The sequence below is a fragment of the Faecalibacterium sp. OM04-11BH genome (genome assembly GCF_003482185.1).
GTDB lineage: Bacteria > Bacillota > Clostridia > Oscillospirales > Ruminococcaceae > Faecalibacterium > Faecalibacterium tardum.
On the sequence record NZ_QULS01000001.1, the window covers coordinates 237,350 to 260,093 of the forward strand.

The window sequence follows — 22,744 nt, forward strand, 5'->3', positions numbered from 1 at the left end:
CTTTCCCCTGTGGAAAAGCCCTTGCTGCTATTTACCGATATTTGCTGCGGTTGAACACGTTCTGCGGTGCGATGTAAGAGCCGTTGCGCCGGATCTCGAAGTGACAGTGGTTGCCGCTGGAACGTCCGGTGCTGCCCACATAGCCGATGAGCTGACCCTGCTTGACCGACTGACCGGCGTGCACCACCAGCGACAGGCAGTGGGCGTACAAGGTGGTGTAGCCGTTGCCGTGGCTGATGATGATGGAGTTGCCGTAGCCGTTGCCTGCACCGGCGCGGTTGTAGCCGGCCTTGGTCACCGTACCGCCTGCCGAAGCATAGATAGGCGTACCGGCGGCGGCGCAGATATCCACGCCCTTGTGGCTGCCGCCGTACCAGCGGGAACAATTCCGGTAGCCGGGCACCGGCCAGATGAACCGTCCGCTGCCGGTGATATAGGATGCACCGGAGGACACCTTTTTGGTGCCCACCATAACTTTTTCAGTCACCGGTTCCTTGGTCACCACAGTGCTCAAAATCTGCTGGGAAAGCTGATTGCCGTTTGCATCGTACACCCGCTGTGCCGTCACGGTGCGGATGCCGTTCTCGCCCTTCTGGGTAACACGCTTGGTACCGGAGTTCAGCTCCTTGGATTTGGTGGTCTCGGTGGTGTAGGCGATCTCTTCCTCCCAGCTTTCCACCTTGGTGATGCGCACCTCCAGCGTTTCCTCCTCCCGCACCACGGTCAGTGCATCGCCGGGCAGGATCTTGGAGTTCTGGGTCAGGCCGTTTTCCCCGTTGGCGTTAAAGCCGGTGTTCATTTCACACAGTTCCTTCACGGTCAGGCCGTTTTTCTGGGCGATGGACCAGATGGTATCGCCGTTCTGCACCGTATAGGATTTTTCTGCCTGCTGCACGCCGGAGAGCAGCTGTTCCACCTCGGCTTCCTCCTGGAAGCTCTCGTTGAAGTAGATGCCGTTTTCCAGCGTGACATCCTTGTTGAAGCCCACAGTGGTGTTGGGGTCATCAGGGTTCTCGTAGGGCTCCAGCAGGCCGCTGATATATCGTTGCAGGCTTGTGCCGTCCGCGCACACGGCGGTCAGCTCACCGTCCAGATACAAAGCCGTGCCCTCGCTGATCTGGTCGCTGGAGGTTTTGAGGATAGCGTCAGCCACGTCATTTTCGTCCATCACGTCATGGGCGATGGTCACGGAATAAGTAGGCTCCACGGTAAAGCGCGCCTGTTCTGCACCGGAATAATTGATACGCTGTTGCACGGCCTCCAGCGCAGAGTTGAACACCTCTTCGTTGGCCACATAGCCCACGGTCTTGTCATCCACCTGTACCTGCAAGGCGTAGGGCTGGCGGATGGTAGTCTGGAACACAGTCACCATAACAGCCAGCGCTGCCACCGGCAGCACATACATGGCCATGCGGGGCACAAGACGGATGTTATCAGCGATACCACGGGCAAGGAAGTGCCCACTTGCGCGCAGCGCAGCGCCAAAGCCATTTTCCTTGCGCACCCGATGTGCGTGGCGCAGCAGCGCCCCGATGCCCCGCAGGGCAAGCACTACCGGGCCGAACAGATCCCGCAGCAGCTGCGCCGCCCCAGGAAAGGCCATGGATGCGATATTTTTCAGCAGTTCTCTAACCGTTTGCAGCAGACGCTGCAAGCCGTGCTGCAAGCGGCGTCCTGTGCGAACAACGGCATACTCGGCAGAAAAGCCTACGGCGTACAACGTCTCGCCCACTATGGGCGCTACGGGGTTATGCAGCAGCTTACGCCACAACGTTTCCCGGCGGTGCTGACGCTTGCGCCGCAGCCTGTGCCGCCGCAGCACACCCCGGCACTGGAACTGCGCCCACAGCGAGCGCAGCTTCTGGCGGCGGGGCTGCCGTACCGGCTGCGCAGCGGGCTGCTGCTCCTTTGTTTTATCTTCAGTCAACGGGATTTTCTCCTTCCTACGCCGCTGCAGGGCATTTTTTCGGCCCGGAATACAGCAGCTAGATGGTGTACGTTCCCCTGTTCAAAAGGCCAACAGGGCCTGTACACAATACGCTCTCTTTTTATTATACACTTTGCACGGTTTGAAACAAGCGCTTACATAAAATTTGGCTACTTTTTTCACGCAGTTTTCACGAAAAAAGCCCTTCCATATCCGGCGGCAGCGGGCTTTCCACCGTGACGGTGCGCAGCTGCAAGGGCATTTCTACCCGGATACCGTCCGGCAGCGGGGTGTATACAGGCACCGTAAAGCTTTGTCTGGCGCAGTGCAGCGCCTGCCGGCCAATGCGTTCCCGGCTGCCGCCGTAAAGGTCGTCTCCGGCAAGCGGATGACCAATAGACGCAAAATGCATCCGGATCTGGTGGGTGCGGCCAGTCACCGGCACGCAGACCGCAAGGCTAAGGCCGTTTTCTTCCTTTATAATAGTATACTCCGTGCGGCTGGGCTTGCCCTCGGGGGTAACGCAGCGCCCAATGATGCTGTCGCTCCGGCGGCCGATGGGGGCATCGATGACCCCTTCCCCCAGCGGCAGCGCACCCTGCGCAATGGCATAGTACAGCTTTGCCACTCCGCCCGCCAATAGTGGCGCTGCGTAAGCGTTTTTCGCTGCCAGCACAAGGCCGCTGGTGTCCTTATCAATGCGGTTCACCGGACGGAACACCGGGCTGTGGCCGTGTTCTGCCGCCCACGCGGCGTAGCCGTTTGCCAGCGTACCACCGGGGTAGTTCAGGGTGGGGTGCACCGCCAGCTGCGGCGGCTTTTCCAGCACCACCGCAAAGGCGTCCTCGTAGACCACCTTGACCGGAATTTCCGGCTGCGGGGTCACGCCATCTCCTTCCGGCGGCAGCACAAAGGAGAACACCTGCCCGGGGAAGATGCGCCGGTTTGCCAGAACGGGCTCGCCGTCCGCAAAAAAGCCGCCACCTCGGAACTTGACCGCCCGGGCAAGGTCCGTAGAGACGGCACACTGGCGCAGAAAGCTGCGCACCAGCACCCCCTCGTGGGTGGTAGCCGTATCTGGCACGGCAAAATACAGCTGCATGGCCTGCCCCTCCCCTGCAAAATCCGCAAAAAATACAAATGATATTATAACAAAAATCCGTTTCACTTGCAAATCTTACTTTTTTATGGTATCATGAGGAACGGAAAACGAGTGGAACATACGGCGGCGGGGCGGCTTTGACCGCTCTGAGGAAAGTCCGGGCCTCACAGAGCACGGTAACTGCTAACGGCAGCCGAGGGTGACCTTAGGGAAAGTGCAACAGAAAACAAACCGCCGCAGCAATGCGGTAAGGATGAAACGGCGAGGTAAGAGCTCACCAGCGCATGGGTGACCATGCGGCTTTGTAAACCCTACCGGAAGCAACGCCTATATGGGACGTACAGCGCTGCTCGCGTGTCCCGAAGGCGGCACGAGCCTGTCAGCAATGGCAGGCCTAGACAGATCGTCGTTTAATACAGAACCCGGCTTACGGTCTATCTCGTTTTCCCTTTTGTGTGTTTGCGCTGTCTGCTGCGTGCAGGCAGCGTTTTTTGTTGTTGTAACGCAAAAAGACCACCGCACAGTATTTGTGCAGTGGCCTTTTTGTTGCTTGGCGGAATAATTATTTTAAATTGCATCCCGGGAAAATCTGCGGATTTTCCCGGGATGCCTTTTCACGCAAAAGGGACTGCTCAGTTCCCACCTGCGCCAAGGATGGCGTCCAGTACGGTGGAGGCAGCGCTGTACAGCGAGCCTGCGGCCTGCTCTACCTGCTCCTGTGTGGGCAGACTGACGGCGGGCGTCTCGGTGCTGCCGCCCTCGGCGGGGGTGGTCTCCGGCTGGGGTGTCTCGGTAGCAGCAGGCTGCTCGGCGGGCGTCTCCGCGGGCTGCTCGGTGGGCTGCTCTGCCGGTTGTTCGGCGGGCTGCTCCGGCACGCTTTCCGCAGGCTGCTCCACGATCACGCTGTCGGCAGGCGTCTCGGGCACCGAGACAGCGGCATCGGGGTCAGTGGTGGGGGTGTACACATCCGTCTTTTCCGGGGTCTGGGTGGTGGAGCTTACCGTGCCCTCGCCACCCAGCACAGCCGCGATCATCTCTTTGGCCTTTGCCACAGAGTTTTCATCCGGCTTCATGACGTAGAGCTTCTGCCCCTTGGCAGAGTAGCACTTGGTACTGCTGCCGGAGGTGCCTGTAACGGTGTATCGTTCAATATTCCACTCGGCAAAATCGCTCAGCTGCATGCGCACCAGCGCGCTGATCTGGTTCTGGGAAAGGCTGGTAACAAAGCTGTCGGAAACAGCATCCAGAATCTTGGTAAAGCCCATCAGCAGCGCCGGGGACTTGATCTTGTTCAGCATGGCATCGATCACCTTCATCTGGTTGATGCCGCGCTGCACATCGCCGGTCTTAAAGGCGTGGCGCTCGCGGGCAAAGGCCAGCGCGGCTTTGCCGTCCAGATGGTTCCACCCCTCCACAAAGGTGGTGGGGTCGTAGTAGCCGGGGCTGCCTACTGAGGTGAACGCCTGATCGGAGTACACGTCCACGCCGCCCAGTGCATCAATAACGTTGATGAACCCTGCAAAATTGATGCGGATGTAGTGTTGCACGTCCACCCCGTACAGGTTGCCGAGGGTGTCCATGCTGGTCTGCACGCCGTAAAGCCCGGCGTGGGTCAGCTTATCCTTGCTGTTCGTTCCGGCAAGGTCCACATAGTAATCGCGCGGGGTGTTGATCAGCACCACCTGCTTGGTAACAGGGTTCACGGCGGCAATGATATTCACATCGCTTCGTGCTTTATCAGTCAAATCACCGCGGGTATCTACGCCGCTCAGGTACACCACAAAAGGCTCTTTTGTGATCTTATTCGCCTCGGCGTTGCTCAAAAAACCATTGGTCATATTGCCCAGCGCTGCAAGGCCCTGCTGCGCCCACACGCAGCCCATTGCCATGGCGGCGCACAGCACCACCGAGAACACCCGGGACACGGTGCCTGCAGTTTTGTACTCCTGACAGCGCTTGACCAGCAGCCACAGCAGCGCCAGCAGCGCCGCCAGCACCACCAGATACAGCACCGGCAGCATCTGGGTGCGCCAGAGCTGCACCAGCACCAGAACGCTTAAAATTGCCTGTACGATCAGCAAGATCTTCCCTCGTTTCGGGGGCAGGTACGCCCCATTCTCCCCGCCAGCAGTGCTGCGGGGGGTGTTTTGCTGCGGGCGGCGGGGCGGCGCGGATTGCTCCGGCGGCAGCTCCGAGAAAAACGCGGCGCTGTCCACCACCACAGTGGCGTCCTGCTGCTCTGCCTTGTGCAAAAGACGGTGCAGGGAACGACCGTCCTCCTTGCGGGAATGCTCGTTTTCGTCCAACATGAGAATACTCCTTTTTTAGCCCACCGGAACGATGGTCAGCACGGCGCGGGCGGGCAGGCAGGTGGCGGTCTGATCCTCCGCCGACAGCCAGCCAAAGCCCTCGCAGATGTGATCCGGGCAGGGCGATTCAACAAACCGCGCTCTGCCGTCCTTTACCTCTATATGCACCGTATAATAACCGGTGTCCACACTGTAAGTCTCGTCCTTTTCCAGCGGAATGTCCAGCACAGCGTTGCTATCGCCGTAGATCAGCTGGGCAGTCAGTTTTCCTCCTGTGGCGTTGTGGCTGCGCACGGCCAGCAGCACCGCTGCTATGGCCAGCACCACCACCGCAAACAGGATATTGGTCAAAATCTTTTTGTTCTTCACGGCTTACTCCCCGGGCTTGAGCTGCTCCAGCTCAGCCAGCCAGAGGGTGGCGCAGGCATCGCTGGGCATGCGCCAGTCGCCCCGGGGCGAAAGGGTCACGCTGCCTACCTTGGGGCCGTCCGGCAGGCAGCTGCGCTTGAACTGCTGGGCAAAAAAGCGCCAGTAGAAGTTGCGCAGCCACTTGTACAGCACGGCGTCCGTGTACTCTGCCCTGCCCGCAAAGGCAGCCTTTGCCAGCCGGTAGATCTTTGCCGGGCCAAAGCCGCAGCGCAGTACATAATACAGGTAAAAATCGTGCAGCTCGTAGGGGCCCACTAAATCCTCGGTGATCTGTGCAATTTCGCCGTCCTTGGCGGGCAGCAGCTCCGGCGAGACCGGGGTGGCCAGAATATCCAGCAGTACATCGTGCAAAGCGGCGGTGGCGGCGGCTTCGGCTTCGTACTGCACCAGATAGCGCACCAGCGTTTTGGGCACACCGGCATTCACGCCGTACATGCTCATGTGGTCGCCGTTGTAGGTTGCCCAGCCCAGCGCCAGCTCCGAAAGGTCGCCCGTGCCCACCACAAGGCCGCCGGTGCGGTTGGCAAGGTCCATCAGCTCCAGCGTGCGCACACGCGCCTGCCCATTTTCAAAGGTAACGTCCAGCACAGTCTCGTCCTGTCCGATATCCGCAAAGTGGCTGCGCACAGTGTCGGCGATGCGAATTTCCTGAAAGCTTACGCCCAGCTCCCCGCACAAAATCTCGGCGTTGCTGCGGGTGCGTTTGGTAGTGCCAAAGCAGGGCATGGTCACCGCCAGCACATCGGCGGCGGGGCGGTGCAGCTGCTTCATGGCGCGCACCGCCACCAGCAGGGCAAGGCAGCTGTCCAAGCCGCCGGAAATACCAATGACCGCTGTTTTTGCGTGGGCGTGTTCCAGCCGCTTGGCAAGGCCGTCGGCCTGCATCTTTAAAATCAGCTCGCACCGGGCGGCGCGGCGCTGCGGGTCGCCGGGCACAAAGGGAGCGGGGTCGATGCGGCGGGTGAGCACCGTTTCCTCCGGTGATAGGTCAAATTCCACCGTGACGTAGCCCTCGGCAGTGTGCTCAAAGCTGGTGTTGCGGGCACGCTCGGCCTCCATGCGCTGGCAGTCCAGCTCGGTCTCAGCGTAATCGCCCGCAAAGGGCGCAGTCTCGGCCAGAATGCTGCCGTCCTCGGCAATGAGGTCGTGCCCGGCAAACACCATGTCGGTGGTGCTTTCGCCGTGCCCTGCCGAGGCGTACAGGTAGCCGCACAGCAGCCGGGCAGACTGGTTTGCCACCAGTGCGCGGCGGTACTCGGCTTTGCCCACGGTCTCATCGCTGGCGGAAAGGTTTGCAATGACGGTCGCGCCCGCCAGTGCGTGGAAGGTGGAAGGCGGCAGCGCGCTCCACAGATCCTCGCACAGCTCCACGCCCAGCACAAAGCTGGGCATCTGGCGGCAGCGGAACAGCAGCGACGTGCCAAAGGGCACCTGCTGCCCGCAGACAGTCACCGTCTGCACCTCGGTGCTGCCGGGGGTGAACTGCCGCTTTTCGTAAAACTCGCCGTAGTTTGGCAGGTAGGTCTTGGGCACGATGCCCAGCAGCTGCCCCCGGCACAGTACGGCGGCGCAGTTGTACAGCTTGCCGTGCACCAGCAGCGGCAAGCCCACCAGCGCTACGGTATCCAGCGTGCGGGTCTGCGCAAGCAGCCACTCCAGCGCATCCAGTGCGCCCTGCTGCAAGGTGCGCTGCAAAAACAAATCGCCGCAGGTGTAGCCGGTAAGGCAAAACTCCGGGAATACCGCCAGCTTTACCCCGCGCTGCGCGGCAGCTTGCAGCTGCGCCAGAATCTGCTGCGCGTTATAGGTGCAGTCTGCCACCCGCAGCGCGGGCGAAAAGGCAGCTGCCTTTAAAAAACCATCTTTCATAAGAGGATTTCACATCCTGTCTGTTTCAATGTTGCCATGGTGACCCATGTTGACCATAGTATACCACAAACAGCACAAAACGGAAAGTAACAGACTGGTAAAAGAAGTGTGAACTGGGGAAAACCCTCTCAGTCTCGTTTTTCCGGTTAGCGACTCCCCGGAGTGCACCCCTTCCGTCTGCTCACTTCGTTCGCAGCCACCTTCCCCAAGGGGACGGCTTTTCGCTGTGGCGGCAAAGTTTCTTATTGCGTCGGATGCTTTAGCATCGAAGCTAACGGCGTGCGCCCTCTCCGTCTTTGCTTCGCAAATCCACCTCTCCCAAAGGGAGAGGCAAGAGCACGCCCATACACTTCCTCGTTACACCTGATGCTTTAGCAATGGACTTTAAAACTTGGCTCTCCCTTCGGGAGAGCTGGCGCGGGAGCGCCTGAGAGGGCGCAACTGGCGCTGCCGGAAACTTTGCACTTTAGCCAGAAGCTTTGCCACCGCCACTAAAGGCGCCCCCTTGGGGGAGCCGGCACGGCGCAAGCCGTGACTGAGGGGGTACTGCTGCAGGCTTTGACTGAGGAAGTTACGCAAAAAAAACACCCCCGCAGGCATGAACCTGCGGGGGTGTTATTATGCTAGTATGTTCCCTGCACCTCTAGGGCACAGTCACGCAAGCATTGTCTGAGAATTAGACACCGGCGGGGAAGTTGAACTTGCCCTCGTTGACGATGTTCTTAGCGGTGCCGAAGCCCAGGTTGTAGATAGCAGCCAGGTTGCCAGCAACGTTCAGGATGCTGTTCACAACGCCCAGAGCGCCGTAGCCGAACTTCTGAGCGCCAGTGGACTCACCGGTCACATTATCGGTGTAGTTCTTCTTCCAGATGTTGCTGAACTGGCCGCCGAAGCCGGTCAGGCCGTCGCCGGGGGTCCAGGTGCCGCTGAACACAGCGCCAACGGTGTTGTCCAGGAAGCCCTGAACGTACTTGTTACCAACGATGGTAATCAGGTTCTTGTGGAAGTTCTGCCACTGAGCAGCGCCCATAGCGGGTGCCAGGTAGTCAGCAACACTACCGCCCATAACGTAGGTCATCTCGTTCTCAGACACAGCAGAGAAATTTGCAGGCATCATCATAATGAATTACTCCCTTCAAAAATAGAAAAAATATTTTCGAACCGGTGTTTCCGGTTCAATCCTTGCTAGGATGGCAATAATATACCACACTTTCCAGAAATGTTCAAGTACTTTTTTGAAAAAAGTGTAAAAACTGTGAAACCTCGTCCCCGCTTTTGTAGCAAATGTGCACTGTTCATGCGGGTTTTTCTGGTGTGACAAGTTTTTTCGCAAATTTGTGAAAAATAGAATTACCAGAACCATAAGGCGGTGCTGCACAATGAAAACAGTTGTTTTTGTGGACGAATTGCTGCTGGTAAACTTTGCTGCAGCCGCCGCGCTGCTGCTGGGCGCGGGGCTTTTGTGCGGGCGCAGCTGCACCGGGCTGCGGCTGTGCGTGGGCAGCGCGGCGGCTGCGGCAAGCACCCTTGCCCTGCTGGCGCCGCCGTGGCCTGCCCCGCTGGCGATACTATATAAAATAGCCAGCTGCTGCGGGGTGGTGGCGGTGTGCTACGGCGTGCCCGGCGCGCGCAGCTTTGCCCGGCTGTGCGGGTGGTACGCGGCGCTGAACGGCCTGCTGTGCGGCGCGGTGGTGCTACCCGGGGTACAGGCCAATAACCTGAGCGTGCTGCTGCCGGTGCGCCCGGGGCGGCTTTTGCTGTGCTGCGCCGGGGTGTATGCGCTGCTGCGCGGGCTGCTGGCGGTGTTTGGCCGCCCGCAGCGGGGCTGCTTTGCCGCCGTGCTTCACCTTGCGGGAGCGGCTGTGCCCGTGCAGGCCTACCATGACACCGGCTTTACCCTGCAAGACCCTCTTGCCGGGCGGCGGGTGGTGCTGGTGCAGTATCCGCCGGTGCGCAGCCGGCTGCCCGCGCCGCTGCGGGAAACCTTAGACAGCTGGTTTGCCGCCGGTGCTGCCCCGCCCCCGGGGCTGGGGGTGCAGTTTGTGCCCTGCGCCGCCGTTACCGGCCACTGCCTGCTGCCGGCCGTACCCGCTGTGCTATGCTGTGGGCAGCGCCGTGTGCCCGGCCTGCTGGCGGCCTTTTGCGCGCCGGATGCCCCCACCGGCGCGTGGACGCTGCTGTTGGGGGATGACGTAGCGGAGGAGGCGGGGGTGTAGGAGAGCACCCAAAACTCCCCCAGTCGCCTACGGCGACAGATTCCCCTTTTTGTCACCTGCGGCGACATCTTCCCCCGGCCGGGGGAAGTCGTCCTCTGGGATGGGGCCTTTGGCATGGCGGTAAGGTTTCCGGCTAAAGCGCAAAGCTTCCGAGCGCGCCAGAGGCTCCCTCCCCGAGGGAGCTGGCAAAGCCGCAAGGCTTTAACTGAGGGAGTTTCTTCTATTATACATATAATTAACAGTGCACAGGAGGGATTTCCATGTTGCAGTTTTTACGGCAAGTCTGGCGGCGGCTGTGGGGGCGTTTGCGCTACTGCGGCGCGGTGCATTATCTGGCGGGCGGGCCAAGCCTGCCCCCGCCCCTGACCCCCGAGCAGGAAAAGACCCTGCTTGACCGCATGGCTGCCGGGGACACCGCCGCCCGCGAAGAGCTGATCACCCACAACCTGCGGCTGGTGGTGTATCTGGCAAAAAAGTACGAGAACAGCGGCGTGCCCGCTGAGGACTTGGTAAGCATCGGTACCATTGGGCTGATCAAGGCGGTAAACACCTTTACCCCTGCCCGCAGCATCAAGCTTGCCACCTACGCCAGCCGCTGCATCGGCAACGAGATCTTGATGTACCTGCGCAAAAGCTCCAACCGCCGGCAGGAAACCAGCATCGACGAGCCTTTGAACGTGGACGGCGACGGCAACGAGCTGCTGCTCTCGGACATCCTTGGCAGCGACGCCAACGCGGTAAGCCAGCAGCTGGAGCAGGACGCCGAACGCGCGGTACTGCGCAGCGCCGTGGCGGCGCTCTCGGCACGGGAGCGGCAGATCATGGAACTGCGTTTCGGCCTTACCGACGGCGTGGAGCGCACCCAGAAGGAAGCCGCCGATGCCCTTGGCATCAGCCAGAGCTATATTTCCCGGCTGGAAAAGCGCATCATCCATACCCTGAAAGCCCGGCTTGAAAGCGAGTAGCAGCGGGCGTAGCGCTTGACATTCCGCGTGGGAACGTGTATAATGAAAACACAAGAGGCGCTGGCCCTGCAAACGGCTAACTCCTTACCATACTAGATCAAAAGAAAAATGACCGTTCAGGATTGGGAGTCACTGAGGGCGGTCATTTTTTCTTTTTATCATCACTGTGCGATACAGTCCATGTGATCTGAAAGGTGATGTAGATTGCTCCGCCAAGCAGCGTGAGCAGCAATACGACCTGTTCAAACGTCATGACGCATCCCCCCTTCCCGCCCTTAAGCGTCCGGGGAGAAACGAGATCTCAAAGAAAAAATTCGCTCTTACCCGGCACTCAGGTACCGGTAAGGAGCTAGCTGCAACGGAGCCGACCGCTGCCTGCGGCAGAAACAGGGAGGCGAGGTTGGGGCAGCGGCCAGTAAGACGCGAGTGCCGCCCAAGGCACGAAGCGGATACTGGGTGCCGCAACCCGTCCTGCGTTTGTGGGCACAGCGCCTGATGGACGGCTTGCGCCGCCAGTCACAGCATACCATAAAATTACAGCTTTGTCTACAAAGCGCCCCTCTTTTGCGGAGGGGCGCTCAATTTTTTCCACGCATAGCGCCCGGCGCACAGAGCCATACTTCCGGTAAAGCTAAAAGACCGGGGGCGTTTGGATGTACAACAAGGTGGAGCTATGCGGTGTGAACACGGGGCAGCTGCCTGTGCTGACCGAGGCGGAAAAGCGGCAGCTGCTCACCCTTGCCCACGCCGGGGACAAGGCTGCCCGGGCGCGGATGGTGGAGGGCAACCTGCGGCTGGTGCTCAGCGTGGTGCAGCGGTTTGCCCAGCGGGGCGAGAATCTGGACGATCTGTTTCAGGTGGGGTGCATCGGGTTGATCAAAGCCATCGACAACTTTGACCCCGCACAGCCGGTGCGGTTCTCCACCTACGGCGTGCCCATGATCATCGGGGAGATCCGGCGTTTTCTGCGGGACAACAACGCCCTGCGGGTAAGCCGCACCCTGCGGGACACCGCCTACCGTGCCATGCAGGCGCGGGAAACGCTGGAAAAGCAGCTGGGGCGCGAGCCCACCATGGACGAGATCGCCGCCGCAGCGGGGCTTGCCCGACGCGAGGTGACCGCCGCGCTGGAGTCGGTGGTAGAACCGCTCAGCCTTGATGAGCCGGTGTACACCGACGGCGGCGATGCCATGTACGTGATCGATCAGGTGCGCGACCCGGACAGCGAGGAGAGCTGGATCAGTGGGTTGCAGTTCCGCGATACGGTAGCCGCCCTTTCGCCCCGGGAAAAGCGCATTATGGAGCTGCGATATCTGCGCGGCAAAACGCAGATGGAGGTAGCGCAGGAGATCGGCATCAGTCAGGCACAGGTAAGCCGGTTGGAAAAAAGTGCGCTGCAGCAGTTCCACACCGGGGGATGAAAGCAGCCGCAGCTGCTGCTTTTCTTTGTGCCCCCTATGAAAAAGCGGTTCAAAAGCACCCGCAGGTGTTTTTGAACCACGAATTATAATCATGCTTTCCTCTGAATATGGCCAAAGCAGCGCGGCGGCCATTCAAAATCGTCCCAGTCAAAAAAGACCGCTGCGCAGGGCAGTGGTCTTTTTTGGCTTTAGCGGCGGCTGTATCTGCGTCGGGTGGCAGCCCCGCCCCGCAGGTGGCGCTCGGCCTTGTTGCGCGCCAGCACGGCACGCACCTGCCCGTACAGCGCAGGGCTGATGCTGCGCAGCCGCACGGCAACATCCTTGTGCACGGTGGACTTGCTGCACCCGAACGCAGCCGCCGCTGCCCGCACCGTGGCGTTGTGGGCAGCAATGTACTCCCCCAGCTGCACGGCGCGCTGTTCTGGATCGGCTTTCATATCCCGCCTCCCTGCGTTCCAGCTTTGCAATGGTATAACATACGCACCGCCGGGGCGGATTATGTCTGCGGGCTTGACTTTTTGTCCCTCGGCGCGTATACTGTGGGCGGACATAAAAACAGGGGCGCCGTAAGGCTGAGATCCGCATTGCGCGGAGTACCCTTTACCTGATCCGGGCAATACCGGCGTAGGGAGTTTGCGGAACTGTCCGGTACGTTCAACAAACCTCCATGCGTCTGCTGCCAGCAGGCGCATTTTGTTTTTGTGTACTACTATGAGAGAGGAATTTTTTTCATCATGTCCAAAACCTATTCCAAGACCCGCATTCTGGTGGAATGCGCCCTGATGATCGCCATTGGCACGGTGCTTTCCAACATCAAGTTCTTCACCATGCCCAACGGCGGCAGCATTACCCTGCTGAGCATGCTGCCCTTTGTGCTGGTGTCCTTCCGCCACGGCGCAAAGTGGGGCCTGTTCACCGGTTTCGTGAACTCCTGCCTGCAAATGATCATGGGCTTCTACCCTCCTCCCGCTTCCACCTTCCTCTACTTCCTCGGCGAGGTGCTGCTGGACTATGTGCTGGCCTTTATGGCACTGGGTCTGGCCGAGCTGTTCGCCCGCCCCTTCAAGAACCGCACCGTAGGCGTGGCCGTGGGCACCTTTGCCGCCGGTTTCCTGCGCTTTATGTGCAGCTTTTTGTCCGGCGTGCTGGTCTGGGGCAACCTGAATGATGGTCTGGCTGCATGGACTTACAGCCTGACCTACAACGGCAGTTATATGCTGCCCGAGACCCTGCTCACCATGGTGGCCGCTGTGCTGCTGTGCCGCGTGGCCCCGCAGATCTTCGACCGTCAGGCACGCTAAGGCGTAGTTTTTCAAAACGAGCACTCCCCCGCTTTCCGATCCCCGCCGGGCACACGCCCTGCGGGGATCTTTTACTGCAAAAATTTTTCAAAAAACTGTTGACAAGCGCCCCTGTGGCTGGTATAATTACACACGTCGTCAGGCACAAAGCAAGACATCTGGGGGTTTAGCTCAGCTGGGAGAGCGCTTGCATGGCATGCAAGAGGTCACCGGTTCGATCCCGGTAATCTCCACCAGAAAGAAAAGCATCGCACAGAAATGTGCGGTGCTTTTTTCGTTAAGGCCAAACGAGTGAGGGCTTAGTTCACCCGGGAAAGCGCCGTGCATGGACTGCAAGAGGGTCACCGTGATTACAACAGCCCGGTAATCTCTACCAGAACCAAAGCACCACACAGAGATGTGTGGTGCTTTTTGTTTTATCTGCCGTTCACCTTAACGACCTCTTTCATGAAAAAAGCGTTTGTCGCAGCCCGCAGGCCGCGACAAACGCTTTTTATTTTACTGTGCGCCCAAGCGCATTTTGAAGTCCTGATAACCGAAGTGCACCAGCTCGCGGCAATTGCCGTCTGCGCCCAGCAGCCAGATGGGCGGCAGGGGCATCCCGTTGAAGGTGTTGTTCTTGCAGGTGGTGTAGATGGCCATATCGCCGAAGATGAGCTTATCCCCCTCAGCAAGAGGTGCATCAAAGCTGTAATCCCCGATGATATCCCCCGCAAGGCAGGTGGGGCCGCCCAGCCGGACAGTGTGTGCCTTCTCCCCTGCCTCACCGGCATCCAGTAGCGGCGGGCGGTAGGGCATCTCGATGACGTCCGGGGTGTGGCAGGCTGCGGACATATCCAGAATGGCAAGGCTGGTATCCCCGTTGCGCAGGGTGTCCAGCACGGTGGTGACCAGATAGCCCGCGTTCAGCGCCCAAGCCTCGCCGGGTTCCAGATACACCTGCACGCCGTACTTCTGCCGCACCGACAGGATGCAGCTTTCCAGCGTAGCAAGGGCATAGCCCGGGCGGGTGATGTGGTGTCCCCCGCCGAAGTTGAGCCATTTCATGCGGGGCAGCAGGTCGGCAAACTTTTCCTCCACCGCTGCCAGCGTCACCGCCAACGCATCCGCGTCCTGCTCGCACAGGGTGTGGAAGTGCAGACCGTCCAGCAGGGCGGGCAGCTCCGGGTGCGCCGCCACGGCGGCGTCCCACTGGGCACGGGTGGTGCCCAGACGGCTGCCGGGGGCGCAGGGGTCGTAAATTTCGTGTTCCTCCTGCGTAGAGCACTCCGGGTTGATGCGCAGACCGATGCTTTTGCCCGCCGCCTTTGCCGCCGGGCCGAACTTTGCCAGCTGGCTGGGCGAGTTGAACACGATGTGGTCGGCGTATTGCAGCAATTCCTCAAACTCGTCTGCCCGGTAGGCCGCGCAGAACACATGGTTCTCCTTCTCCGGCAGCTCTTCCCTGCCCAAACGGCTCTCGTACAGGCCGCTGGCCTCGGTACCGGCCAGATAGGGTGCCAGCACCGGGTAGACGTTGAAGTTGGAAAAAGCCTTCTGCGCCAGCAGGATGCGGCAGCCGGTGCGCTGCTGCACGCCCAGCAGGATCTCGCCGTTGCGGCGCAGCTGGGCTTCGTCCAGCAGATAGCAGGGGGTGGGCAGGCGGTGCAGCTGCTCCTCGGACAGGTTTGCCAGCCCCGCAAAGGGCGGGCGGCTGTCGCGTACCCGCATCAGTCCACCAGAGCCGGGTTGTGGCTCTCGGAGCGGGGCAGGCCGTACTTGTCCAGTGCATCCAGATACGGATCAGGATCAAACTCCTCGACAGTGTGCACGCCCTTGGTGGTCCACTTGCCGGTAAGCAGCATCAGGGCGCCGCACATAGCCGGCACGCCGGTGGTGTAGCTGATGGCCTGACTGCCCACCTCTTTGTAGCACTCCTGATGGTCGCAGACGTTGTAGATGTAGTAGGTCTTGTCCTTGCCGTCCTTTTTGCCGGTAAAGATGCAGCCGATGTTGGTCTTGCCCTTGGTGCGGGGGCCAAGGCTGGCAGGGTCCGGCAGCAGAGCCTTGAGGAACTGGATGGGCACGATCTCCTGTCCGTTGAAATTGACCGGGGTGGTGGACAGCATGCCCACGTCCTCCAGACAGCGCATGTGGTCCAGATAGCTCTGGCCAAAGGTCATGAAGAAGCGGATGCGCTTTGCCTCCGGGATGTTCTTTGCCAGAGACTCGATCTCCTCGTGGTGCAGCAGGTACATATCCTTGTCGCCCACCTGATCGAAGTTGTACTCCCGCTTGATGCTCATAGCCGGAATTTCTACCCAGTGGCCGTTCTCCCAGTAGCTGCCGGGGGCGGACACCTCGCGCAGATTGATCTCGGGGTTGAAGTTGGTGGCGAAGGCGTAGCCATGGTCGCCGCCGTTGCAGTCCAGAATGTCGATAGTGTCAATGGTATCGAACTCATGCTTTTTGGCGTAGGCACAGTAAGCCTGCGTCACGCCCGGGTCAAAGCCGCTGCCCAGCAGGGCGGTCAGACCGGCTTCCTCGAACTTTTTGGCGTAAGCCCACTGCCAGCTGTAATCAAAGTAGGCAGAGAAACCAGCCTCCTTGCAGCGCTTCTCGTAGATGGCGCGCCATTCCGGGTCGTCGGTGTTCTCGGGCTCATAGTTGGCGGTGTCCATGTAGTTGACGCCGCAGGCAAGGCAGGCGTCCATGATGGTCAGATCCTGATAAGGCAGGGCGATGTTCATCACGAGGTCGGGCTGGTAAGCCTTGATCAGGGCGATGACCTCCTCGGTCTTGTCTGCGTCCACCTGTGCGGTGGTGATCTTGGTAGCGGTGGTGGGAGCCAGCTCGGCAGCCAGCTTATCGCACTTTGCCTTGGTACGGCTGGCGATGCAGATCTCGGTGAACACTTCAGGCACCTGGCAGCACTTGTGGATGGCAACGGAGGCCACGCCGCCGCAGCCGATGATCAGAACTTTGCTCATGTCGGTTACTCCTTTATCTGTAAATGGTAGGTTCGTATTTATACCTGAAATCCCGGCCAGCCTTTGTCCAGCGCGATCAGGGTCTCACGCAGTACCTTGCAGGCAGTGGCGGTGGAAACGCCGGTGGTGTCCAGCGTGGGAGCCAGCTCGTTCAGGTCTGCACCGATGATGTTGGCCTTGGTCACAGTGCGGATGGCATCCAGCAGCTGCAAAAAGCTTACGCCGCCGGCCTCCGGGGTACCGGTACCCGGGAAGCAGGAGGGGTCAAGGCAGTCCAAGTCAATGGTCAGGTACACCGGCACCTTGCTCTCGCACAGCTGTGCGGTCAGCTCGGCAAGGCCGGTAAAATCAAACTTGTGCATCTCGGTGTGCTGGGCAGCAAACTCGAACTCTGCCCGGTCTCCGCTGCGGATGCAGAACTGATGGATGCGGCCATCCCCTACCAGCTCGTGGCAGCGGCGCAGCACGCAGGCGTGGCTGAGCTTTGCGCCCAGATAGTCGTCCCGCAGGTCGGCGTGGGCATCGAAGTGCACGATATGCAGATCCGGGTATTTCTTCACCGCAACCCGCACCGCGCCCAGCGTGACCAGATGCTCGCCGCCCAGCAGCAGCGGAAACTTGCCATCCTTCAAAATCTCCTCTGCCCGGGCCTCGATATCGGCCAGTGCCAGCTCGCTGGAGCCGAAGCACAGTTCCAGATCGCCGCTGTCGAACACGTCAAAATCGGTCAGGTCGGCGTTCTGGTAGGGGCTGTAAGTCTCCAGACCATAGCTCTCGTGCCGGATGGCCGCCGGGCCGAACCGTGCGCCGGGGCGGTAGCTGGTGGTGGAATCGTAAGGTGCACCGTACAGCACGATGCTGGCGGCGCGGTAGCTGCTGTCGCAGCCGATAAAGGTCTCAACGTTGGGGTGCATCAGTGTTCCTCCACTTCCCGCAGCATCTCCTCCAGAAAAGCCGGCAGGTAGAATGCTCCGATATGCAGTTTGGTGGTGTAGTAGCGAGTGCGCATATTCAGCGCCTTCCACGATTCAGCGTCCAGATCATCGATGGGATGATATTTTTTGCTTGCAAAGCCGAACAGCCAGTACCCCGCCGCAAAGGTAGGGATATGTGCCTGATACACCCGGCTGATGGGGAAGGTAGATGCGATGCGCTTATGGCTGCGCTGCATGGCGCTGGCATCTTCGGCGTAGAAGGGGCTGCCCTGCTGATTGACCATGATGCCGTCCTCTTTCAGGGCGTTGAAGCAGCTGCCGTAGAACTCGCGGGTGAACAGACCCTCGGAGGGGCCGAAGGGGTCAGAGGAGTCCACGATGATCAGGTCGTACTCTTCCTCGCAGCGGCGGATATACTTCAGGGCGTTCTCAAAATAGATATGCACCCGGCGGTCATCCATACGGCAGGCATTGCCGGGCAGGTAAGCGCGGCAGGCTTCCACCACCTGCGGGTCCATCTCCACAAGGTCGATGCGCTCCACGCGGTCATAGCGGGTCAGCTCCCGCACCACGCCGCCATCGCCGGCGCCGATGACCAGAATATCCTTGGCCTCCTTGTGCACCGCCATGGGCACATGGACGATCATTTCGTCGTAGATGAACTCGTCGCGCTCGGTCAGCATCACGTTGCCGTCCAGCGTAAGCACCCGGCCAAACTCCGGGGTCTCAAAGATATCAATGCGCTGGTAATCGCTCTGCTTGGAGTAGAGCTGCTTATTCACACGGATGCTGTGCTTCACATCCGGGGTGTGAAACTCCGAAAACCAAAATTCCATCTTTTTCCCTCCTTATGCCAGAACATTCAGGTGCAAAATTTCAGGGTCCTCCGGGCCGGTCATGCTGCAGCCCTTGGCCTTGGCGTACTCGATGTAGTTCAAAATCTCCTTGGTGATGCGCTCGCCGGGTGCAAGGATGGGGATGCCCGGGGGATAGCACATGACGAACTCGCTGCACACCATGCCCTCGGTCTCGCGCAGGGGCAGGCTCTTTTTGGGGGCGTAGAAGGCCTCCTGCGGGCTGGCGGCCACCACAGGGTCGATGTATTCCTGACTCAGCAGACCCGAACCGTCGGTGCGGTAGCGGCGCTTGATCTCGGCCAGTGCACTGACCAGGCGCTCCACCTCCTGCGGGCGGTCGCCGATGGACAGGTAAGCAAGGATGTTGCCGATGTCACCGAACTCGATCTGGATATCGTACTCGTCGCGTAGGATGTCGTAGACCTCGATGCCGGCCAGACCAATATCCAGCGTATGGACGCTGAGCTTGGTGGTGTCGAAATCAAAGACGGAATCGCCGTTGCACAGCTCCTTGCCAAAGGCGTAGTAGCCACCCACGGCGTTGATCTCCTCGCGGGCGTACTCGGCAATGTCTGCCACCTGATGGAACACCTGCCGTCCCCGCAGCGCCAGATTGCGGCGGGAGATATCCAGACTGGACATCAGCAGATAGCTGCCGGAGGTGGTCTGGGTCAGGTTGATGATCTGGCGCACATAGCCCTGATGCACATTGGGGCCGATGAGCAGCAGGCTGGACTGGGTCAGGCTGCCGCCGCTCTTGTGCATGGACACCGAGGCCATATCCGCGCCTGCCGCCATGGCAGACACCGGCAGACCGCCGCCAAAGTAGAAGTGGGTGCCGTGGGCTTCATCCGCAAGGCAGAGCATTCCGGCATCGTGCGCCATTTTTACGATGGCACGCAGGTCGGAGCAGATGCCGTAGTAGGTGGGGTTATTCACCAGCACAGCCACAGCGTTGGGGTGCTCCTTGATGGCCTTGGCCACCTGCTCCCGCTTCATGCCCAGCGAGATGCCCAAGCGCTTATCCACCTCCGGGTTCACATACACCGGTACCGCGCCGCACAGCACCAGCGCGTTCAGCACGCTGCGGTGCACATTGCGGGGCAGAATGATTTCATCGCCCCGTTTGCAGGCGGTAAGCACCATGCTCTGCACGCTGCTGGTGGTGCCGCCCACCATTAAAAAGGCGTGTGCTGCGCCAAAGGCGTCGGCGGCAAGCTCCTCAGCTTCCCGGATGACCGACACCGGGTGGCAAAGGTTATCCAGCGGCTTCATACTGTTCACGTCCACGCCCACGCACTGCTGACCCAGAAAAGCGGTCAGCTCCGGGTTGCCGCGGCCCCGCTTGTGGCCGGGCACGTCAAAAGGCACCACCCGCATCTGCCGGAACCGCTCCAGCGCCTCGTAAATGGGCGCACGGCGCTGATCCAGCCGGGAACGCGCTTTGTTCTCGTTCATCTTTTCCTCCGTCCCTGTTCTCTTTTTGCACAACAAAAAAGCGCAGGCACTGCACAAATATGCAGACCTGCGCTTGGAAAAGCTTTTTCCGCGCTGACAAAGCACCCAGCCTTAAATGCCGGTGCTGCGCGTTATTTGCGATCCAAAAAGACGGGGTGATGAGAGTCTATATAGCAACTACACTTTTACTACTCTTATTGACCGTTTCACAAGTCTGCGCATAGGCTGCGCAATTTCATGGTTGTAAAGGAACCAACTTATAAAATTCGAGCTTCAAACTCAATCAATAATGGCAGCTTGCGCCGCCGGTCGGCAGTGGACCCGGCTGTCCGTATGGCCTTAGCCCCGTTTGGGCGGTCCCGAGTAAATTGCTTTGAAAAGACTCTGCAAGGCGGTGTCTCTCAAAATCAACAAAAGAATAACATGATTCGCCGTATCTGTCAACCAAAACTTTTTGGCAGTCGCCCGCTGCGGGTGCGCAGGGCGGCGCTCGGCGCGCAAAATGGGGCGTTTTGTGCAAAAAAGCAGATGCCCTTCCCGCCGCAGTATGCTATAATAAAGGAACAATGAATGGAGAAAGAGGGTATATGGATGGCACTGCCAATCGCCATCGTAGAGGATCAGACCCTAGACGCCCAGCGGCTGGAGGAACTGCTGCAACAGCAACTGCCCGAAGCCGAGTGCACATGGTTTACCTGCGGGGATGATTTTCTCCGCACCGCAACAGAGCCCGGCTTATACGCCGTGGTGTTTCTGGATATCTGCATGGCGGGCACCAACGGCATCGAGACTGCCCGCCGGCTGCGGCAGTCCGACCCGGAGGTGCTGATCGTATTCGTGACCTCCTCGCCGGAATATGTATGGGATGCCTTTCCGGTGCACCCCTTCGATTACCTGCTCAAGCCCTATCAGGAGGAAAAATTCGAGCACCTTGCCGCCGAGCTGCGGCGGGCGCTGCGTTGTAAGGAGCCGGAACTTGAGATCCGCATTGCCCGCCAGAGCATTCAGCTGCCGCTGTGCAAGGTGCTGTATGCCATTGCCCGGAACCACTACGTCCTTATCACCACCGAAGAGGGTGAGTATCGCGCCATGTGCAGCTTTGCGCAGATCGAAGAAAAGCTTACCGCGCGGGAAAACTTTATGAGCTGCAACCGGGGCGTTATCATCAATATGGACAAGGTGCTGCGGTTCGGAGAGGACTGCATCGAGATCTTGGACGGCACCTGCCTGCCGGTACGGCAAAAGGATAAATGCACCCTGCTTGCCCACTTTACACAGTACCAGTTCCGTCACATGCGGCAGGAGCTGCATTGAGGAAAGGAGCAGCCGCCATGAATCTTGCCCTGTTCGGCCGTTATTTTCTGGATTTTGCACTGCTGTACCCCAGCGCGTTTCTGTGTCTGGCATCCCTATGGGAAAAGCTGCGCACCCCCAGGCGCACTGCCTGCATTGCCGCCGGGTGCATCACCCTGCTGTGCATCGGCTGCGCCGCGCTCTGCACCGTGTTCGGGCAGAACAGCAATTCTCTTCTGCCCGCCATCGTGCTGGTCTCCTTCTGGCTGCTGCGCTGGCGGGTAACGCCGGAAGTGACCGTAAGCCAGACCGCCTTTTTATTTTCCATCTCTGCCGTGATGATGGCGGTGTGTTCCCTGCTGTCGACGGTACTCAACGCCCATGCCGAGATCTCCAACCCACAGACGGTCTGCCTTGCCTCCACGGCGCTGCTGCGGCTGGGCCTTGCTGCGGTACTCACCGTGCTGTTCTGGTTCACCGCCGTGCAATGGAGCCGGTGGCTGCTGCGGGAATACAGCGGCGAAGCCTTCTGGCAGTCCGCATGGCCGCTGCCCGCCCTCTATGCCGTTTTTCTGGTATACTGTATGCCGCTGAATCCCGCCGTGGTGCTGGTCGGGCGGCTGAAGATCATCTCGGTGCTGGCGGTGTCCATCTCGCTGTTCGGCATCTTTCTGCTGCTGTACGAGATGTACCGCGTTGCCCGGGAGTTCGCCCGCAACGCCCGGCTGGACCGGGAAAACCAGCTGCTGGCCATGGAATCCCGCCGATATATGGAGTTGCAGACCTATCTGGACAACACCCGCCGTCTGCGGCACGACTTCCGGCAGCACCTGCATGTGATCGCCGGACTGACCGAGACCGGGCAGCTGGAGGAGCTAAAAAGCTATCTGCGCCAGTATGAAAGCGAACTCAGTGAGCACCGCCCCAGCCTGTGCGCCAACGCCGCCGTGGATGCGCTGGCCGGATATTACGACCACGCGGCCGGGCAGCAGGGTGTCCCTGTGGAGTGGAAGCTGGCACTGCCCCGGCAGCTGCCCATGCCGGAGGCCGACCTGTGCACCATTCTGGGCAATCTGCTGGAAAACGCCCTGCACGCCAGCCAGAAGCTGCCGCCGGAGCAGCGCCGGGTGCAGGTGATGGCGCAGATGCTCAGCCCCGCCATGCTGGGGCTTGTGGTAGAGAACCATTACGACGGCGTGCTGAAAAAGCAGCAGGGCATCCTGCACTCCACCAAGCACGAGGGCACCGGCATCGGGCTGGTATCCGCCGAGATGGTGGTGCACAAATACAACGGCAGTCTGCACTTGGAGACAGAGGAACACCTCTTCCGGGTGAATGTCCTGCTGAATCTGTAACCACCGGCAGACTAACGTGAAAGCGTTCAAAAAAGCAGCGCCGTCCTTTGCAGAGAGTTTTTTCTGCGAAGGGCGGCGCTGTATTATTTTTCAAGCTTTTCCGTGCTTTTTTGTGCGGCTTCCAGCTCATCCACCCGCTTTTGCAGGGCAGTGATCTTGTCGTCCATTTTCCAGCACACGGCGATCACAGCACTGATACAAAGACTAACAGGCAGCGTCCAACCGTAGACGTTTTTGTGAAGGTCAAACAGGAGAACGCCACCGCAGAACGTAAATAGCAGCAACAATAAAAGCGTGCAAAAAAAGATGGAAAGAAAGCGCTTCATAGCGGCACCTCC

General features: G+C 59.8%; 19 protein-coding genes, 1 tRNA gene, 1 other RNA gene and 1 riboswitch. Of the genes, 8 read left to right on the plus strand and 13 right to left on the minus strand.

Annotation, left to right across the window (positions count from 1 at the left end):
- Window positions 1–31 precede the first annotated feature (31 nt).
- The gene (locus DXB44_RS01015) at window positions 32–1,927 is read right to left on the minus strand and encodes a M23 family metallopeptidase (protein ID WP_243110994.1); all 1,896 of its coding nucleotides are present in this window, start codon (window positions 1,925–1,927) and stop codon (window positions 32–34) included.
- A gap of 190 nt (window positions 1,928–2,117) precedes the next feature.
- Complete coding sequence (locus DXB44_RS01020; protein ID WP_118657421.1) at window positions 2,118–3,029, minus strand: RluA family pseudouridine synthase; 912 nt, start codon at window positions 3,027–3,029, stop codon at window positions 2,118–2,120.
- Between the two features lie 108 nt (window positions 3,030–3,137).
- On the opposite strand from DXB44_RS01020, the gene rnpB reads away from it, so the two are divergent.
- An RNA gene (rnpB, locus tag DXB44_RS01025) (RNase P RNA component class A) lies at window positions 3,138–3,475 on the plus strand.
- Window positions 3,476–3,661: 186 nt separating this feature from the next.
- Here rnpB and DXB44_RS01030 read toward each other — a convergent pair.
- From DXB44_RS01030 to DXB44_RS01045, 4 genes are all read right to left on the minus strand, one after another.
- Window positions 3,662–5,338, minus strand: coding sequence for an LCP family protein (locus DXB44_RS01030; protein ID WP_118657422.1), 1,677 nt, complete (start codon window positions 5,336–5,338; stop codon window positions 3,662–3,664).
- A gap of 15 nt (window positions 5,339–5,353) precedes the next feature.
- Complete coding sequence (locus DXB44_RS01035) at window positions 5,354–5,707, minus strand: NusG domain II-containing protein (RefSeq protein WP_118657423.1); 354 nt, start codon at window positions 5,705–5,707, stop codon at window positions 5,354–5,356.
- 3 nt (window positions 5,708–5,710) lie between these two features.
- Window positions 5,711–7,636, minus strand: a complete 1,926-nt coding sequence (locus DXB44_RS01040) for an NAD(+) synthase (RefSeq protein ID WP_118657424.1) — start codon at window positions 7,634–7,636, stop codon at window positions 5,711–5,713.
- Window positions 7,637–8,312: 676 nt separating this feature from the next.
- Entirely contained in the window at window positions 8,313–8,756 is a 444-nt protein-coding gene (locus DXB44_RS01045; RefSeq protein ID WP_118657425.1) for a hypothetical protein, read from the minus strand.
- Between the two features lie 259 nt (window positions 8,757–9,015).
- On the opposite strand from DXB44_RS01045, the gene DXB44_RS01050 reads away from it, so the two are divergent.
- From DXB44_RS01050 to sigG, 3 genes are all read left to right on the plus strand, one after another.
- Window positions 9,016–9,852: a sigma-E processing peptidase SpoIIGA gene (locus DXB44_RS01050; protein ID WP_055184905.1), complete on the plus strand. Its 837-nt coding sequence runs from the start codon at window positions 9,016–9,018 to the stop codon at window positions 9,850–9,852.
- Window positions 9,853–10,112: 260 nt separating this feature from the next.
- Window positions 10,113–10,817 (plus strand): RNA polymerase sporulation sigma factor SigK, encoded by a 705-nt coding sequence (gene sigK, locus DXB44_RS01055; RefSeq protein WP_118657426.1) that lies wholly within the window; start codon window positions 10,113–10,115, stop codon window positions 10,815–10,817.
- Window positions 10,818–11,470: 653 nt separating this feature from the next.
- Window positions 11,471–12,238: an RNA polymerase sporulation sigma factor SigG gene (gene sigG / locus DXB44_RS01065; RefSeq protein ID WP_118657427.1), complete on the plus strand. Its 768-nt coding sequence runs from the start codon at window positions 11,471–11,473 to the stop codon at window positions 12,236–12,238.
- A 188-nt stretch (window positions 12,239–12,426) separates the two neighbouring features.
- Here the strand turns inward: sigG and DXB44_RS01070 are convergent, their stop codons facing one another.
- Entirely contained in the window at window positions 12,427–12,675 is a 249-nt protein-coding gene (locus tag DXB44_RS01070; protein ID WP_015537824.1) for a sporulation transcriptional regulator SpoIIID, read from the minus strand.
- Between the two features lie 110 nt (window positions 12,676–12,785).
- Window positions 12,786–12,886, plus strand: a riboswitch (TPP riboswitch).
- 86 nt (window positions 12,887–12,972) lie between these two features.
- Here DXB44_RS01070 and thiT point away from each other — a divergent pair.
- Complete coding sequence (gene thiT / locus DXB44_RS01075) at window positions 12,973–13,539, plus strand: energy-coupled thiamine transporter ThiT (protein ID WP_097783562.1); 567 nt, start codon at window positions 12,973–12,975, stop codon at window positions 13,537–13,539.
- Window positions 13,540–13,699: 160 nt separating this feature from the next.
- Window positions 13,700–13,775, plus strand: a tRNA-Ala gene (locus DXB44_RS01080).
- A 262-nt stretch (window positions 13,776–14,037) separates the two neighbouring features.
- Here the strand turns inward: DXB44_RS01080 and DXB44_RS01085 are convergent.
- Genes DXB44_RS01085 through DXB44_RS01105 form a run of 5 tightly spaced genes read right to left on the minus strand, consistent with a single transcriptional unit; the run spans window position 14,038 to window position 19,758 of the window.
- The gene (locus tag DXB44_RS01085) at window positions 14,038–15,249 is read right to left on the minus strand and encodes a carboxynorspermidine decarboxylase (protein WP_118657428.1); all 1,212 of its coding nucleotides are present in this window, start codon (window positions 15,247–15,249) and stop codon (window positions 14,038–14,040) included.
- Complete coding sequence (locus DXB44_RS01090) at window positions 15,249–16,508, minus strand: saccharopine dehydrogenase family protein (protein WP_118657429.1); 1,260 nt, start codon at window positions 16,506–16,508, stop codon at window positions 15,249–15,251. The genes DXB44_RS01085 and DXB44_RS01090 overlap by 1 nt, the downstream gene beginning before the upstream one ends.
- 38 nt (window positions 16,509–16,546) lie before the next feature.
- The gene (speB, locus tag DXB44_RS01095; RefSeq protein WP_118657430.1) at window positions 16,547–17,422 is read right to left on the minus strand and encodes an agmatinase; all 876 of its coding nucleotides are present in this window, start codon (window positions 17,420–17,422) and stop codon (window positions 16,547–16,549) included.
- A complete protein-coding gene (speE, locus tag DXB44_RS01100) occupies window positions 17,422–18,279 on the minus strand; it encodes a polyamine aminopropyltransferase (RefSeq protein ID WP_055186663.1) in 858 nt (285 codons plus the stop codon). Before speE ends, speB begins: the two co-directional genes overlap by 1 nt.
- 12 nt (window positions 18,280–18,291) lie before the next feature.
- The gene (locus DXB44_RS01105; protein WP_097785880.1) at window positions 18,292–19,758 is read right to left on the minus strand and encodes an aminotransferase class I/II-fold pyridoxal phosphate-dependent enzyme; all 1,467 of its coding nucleotides are present in this window, start codon (window positions 19,756–19,758) and stop codon (window positions 18,292–18,294) included.
- Window positions 19,759–20,349: 591 nt separating this feature from the next.
- Between DXB44_RS01105 and DXB44_RS01110 the strand changes: the two genes are divergently transcribed.
- Window positions 20,350–21,072, plus strand: a complete 723-nt coding sequence (locus DXB44_RS01110; RefSeq protein WP_199680539.1) for a LytTR family DNA-binding domain-containing protein — start codon at window positions 20,350–20,352, stop codon at window positions 21,070–21,072.
- A 17-nt stretch (window positions 21,073–21,089) separates the two neighbouring features.
- On the plus strand, window positions 21,090–22,406 hold the full coding sequence (locus DXB44_RS01115) for a GHKL domain-containing protein (RefSeq protein ID WP_118657432.1): 1,317 nt from the start codon (window positions 21,090–21,092) through the stop codon (window positions 22,404–22,406).
- Window positions 22,407–22,489: 83 nt separating this feature from the next.
- On the opposite strand, the gene DXB44_RS01120 is transcribed toward DXB44_RS01115, so the two are convergent.
- The gene (locus DXB44_RS01120; protein WP_118657433.1) at window positions 22,490–22,732 is read right to left on the minus strand and encodes a hypothetical protein; all 243 of its coding nucleotides are present in this window, start codon (window positions 22,730–22,732) and stop codon (window positions 22,490–22,492) included.
- Window positions 22,733–22,744: the final 12 nt, after the last annotated feature.

Bases quoted from the DNA above. Each gene is read 5' to 3' on its own strand.
- DXB44_RS01070 (WP_015537824.1), bottom strand. From the start codon at position 12,675: ATGAAAGCCGATCCAGAACAGCGCGCCGTGCAGCTGGGGGAGTACATT.
- DXB44_RS01045 (WP_118657425.1), bottom strand. From the start codon at position 8,756: ATGATGATGCCTGCAAATTTCTCTGCTGTGTCTGAGAACGAGATGACC.
- thiT (WP_097783562.1), top strand. From the start codon at position 12,973: ATGTCCAAAACCTATTCCAAGACCCGCATTCTGGTGGAATGCGCCCTG.
- speB (WP_118657430.1), bottom strand. From the start codon at position 17,422: ATGCACCCCAACGTTGAGACCTTTATCGGCTGCGACAGCAGCTACCGC.
- DXB44_RS01020 (WP_118657421.1), bottom strand. From the start codon at position 3,029: ATGCAGCTGTATTTTGCCGTGCCAGATACGGCTACCACCCACGAGGGG.
- DXB44_RS01085 (WP_118657428.1), bottom strand. From the start codon at position 15,249: ATGCGGGTACGCGACAGCCGCCCGCCCTTTGCGGGGCTGGCAAACCTG.
- DXB44_RS01115 (WP_118657432.1), top strand. From the start codon at position 21,090: ATGAATCTTGCCCTGTTCGGCCGTTATTTTCTGGATTTTGCACTGCTG.
- DXB44_RS01050 (WP_055184905.1), top strand. From the start codon at position 9,016: ATGAAAACAGTTGTTTTTGTGGACGAATTGCTGCTGGTAAACTTTGCT.
- DXB44_RS01120 (WP_118657433.1), bottom strand. From the start codon at position 22,732: ATGAAGCGCTTTCTTTCCATCTTTTTTTGCACGCTTTTATTGTTGCTG.
- DXB44_RS01090 (WP_118657429.1), bottom strand. From the start codon at position 16,508: ATGAGCAAAGTTCTGATCATCGGCTGCGGCGGCGTGGCCTCCGTTGCC.
- speE (WP_055186663.1), bottom strand. From the start codon at position 18,279: ATGGAATTTTGGTTTTCGGAGTTTCACACCCCGGATGTGAAGCACAGC.
- DXB44_RS01110 (WP_199680539.1), top strand. From the start codon at position 20,350: ATGGCACTGCCAATCGCCATCGTAGAGGATCAGACCCTAGACGCCCAG.
- DXB44_RS01105 (WP_097785880.1), bottom strand. From the start codon at position 19,758: ATGAACGAGAACAAAGCGCGTTCCCGGCTGGATCAGCGCCGTGCGCCC.
- sigK (WP_118657426.1), top strand. From the start codon at position 10,113: ATGTTGCAGTTTTTACGGCAAGTCTGGCGGCGGCTGTGGGGGCGTTTG.
- DXB44_RS01040 (WP_118657424.1), bottom strand. From the start codon at position 7,636: ATGAAAGATGGTTTTTTAAAGGCAGCTGCCTTTTCGCCCGCGCTGCGG.
- DXB44_RS01030 (WP_118657422.1), bottom strand. From the start codon at position 5,338: ATGTTGGACGAAAACGAGCATTCCCGCAAGGAGGACGGTCGTTCCCTG.
- sigG (WP_118657427.1), top strand. From the start codon at position 11,471: ATGTACAACAAGGTGGAGCTATGCGGTGTGAACACGGGGCAGCTGCCT.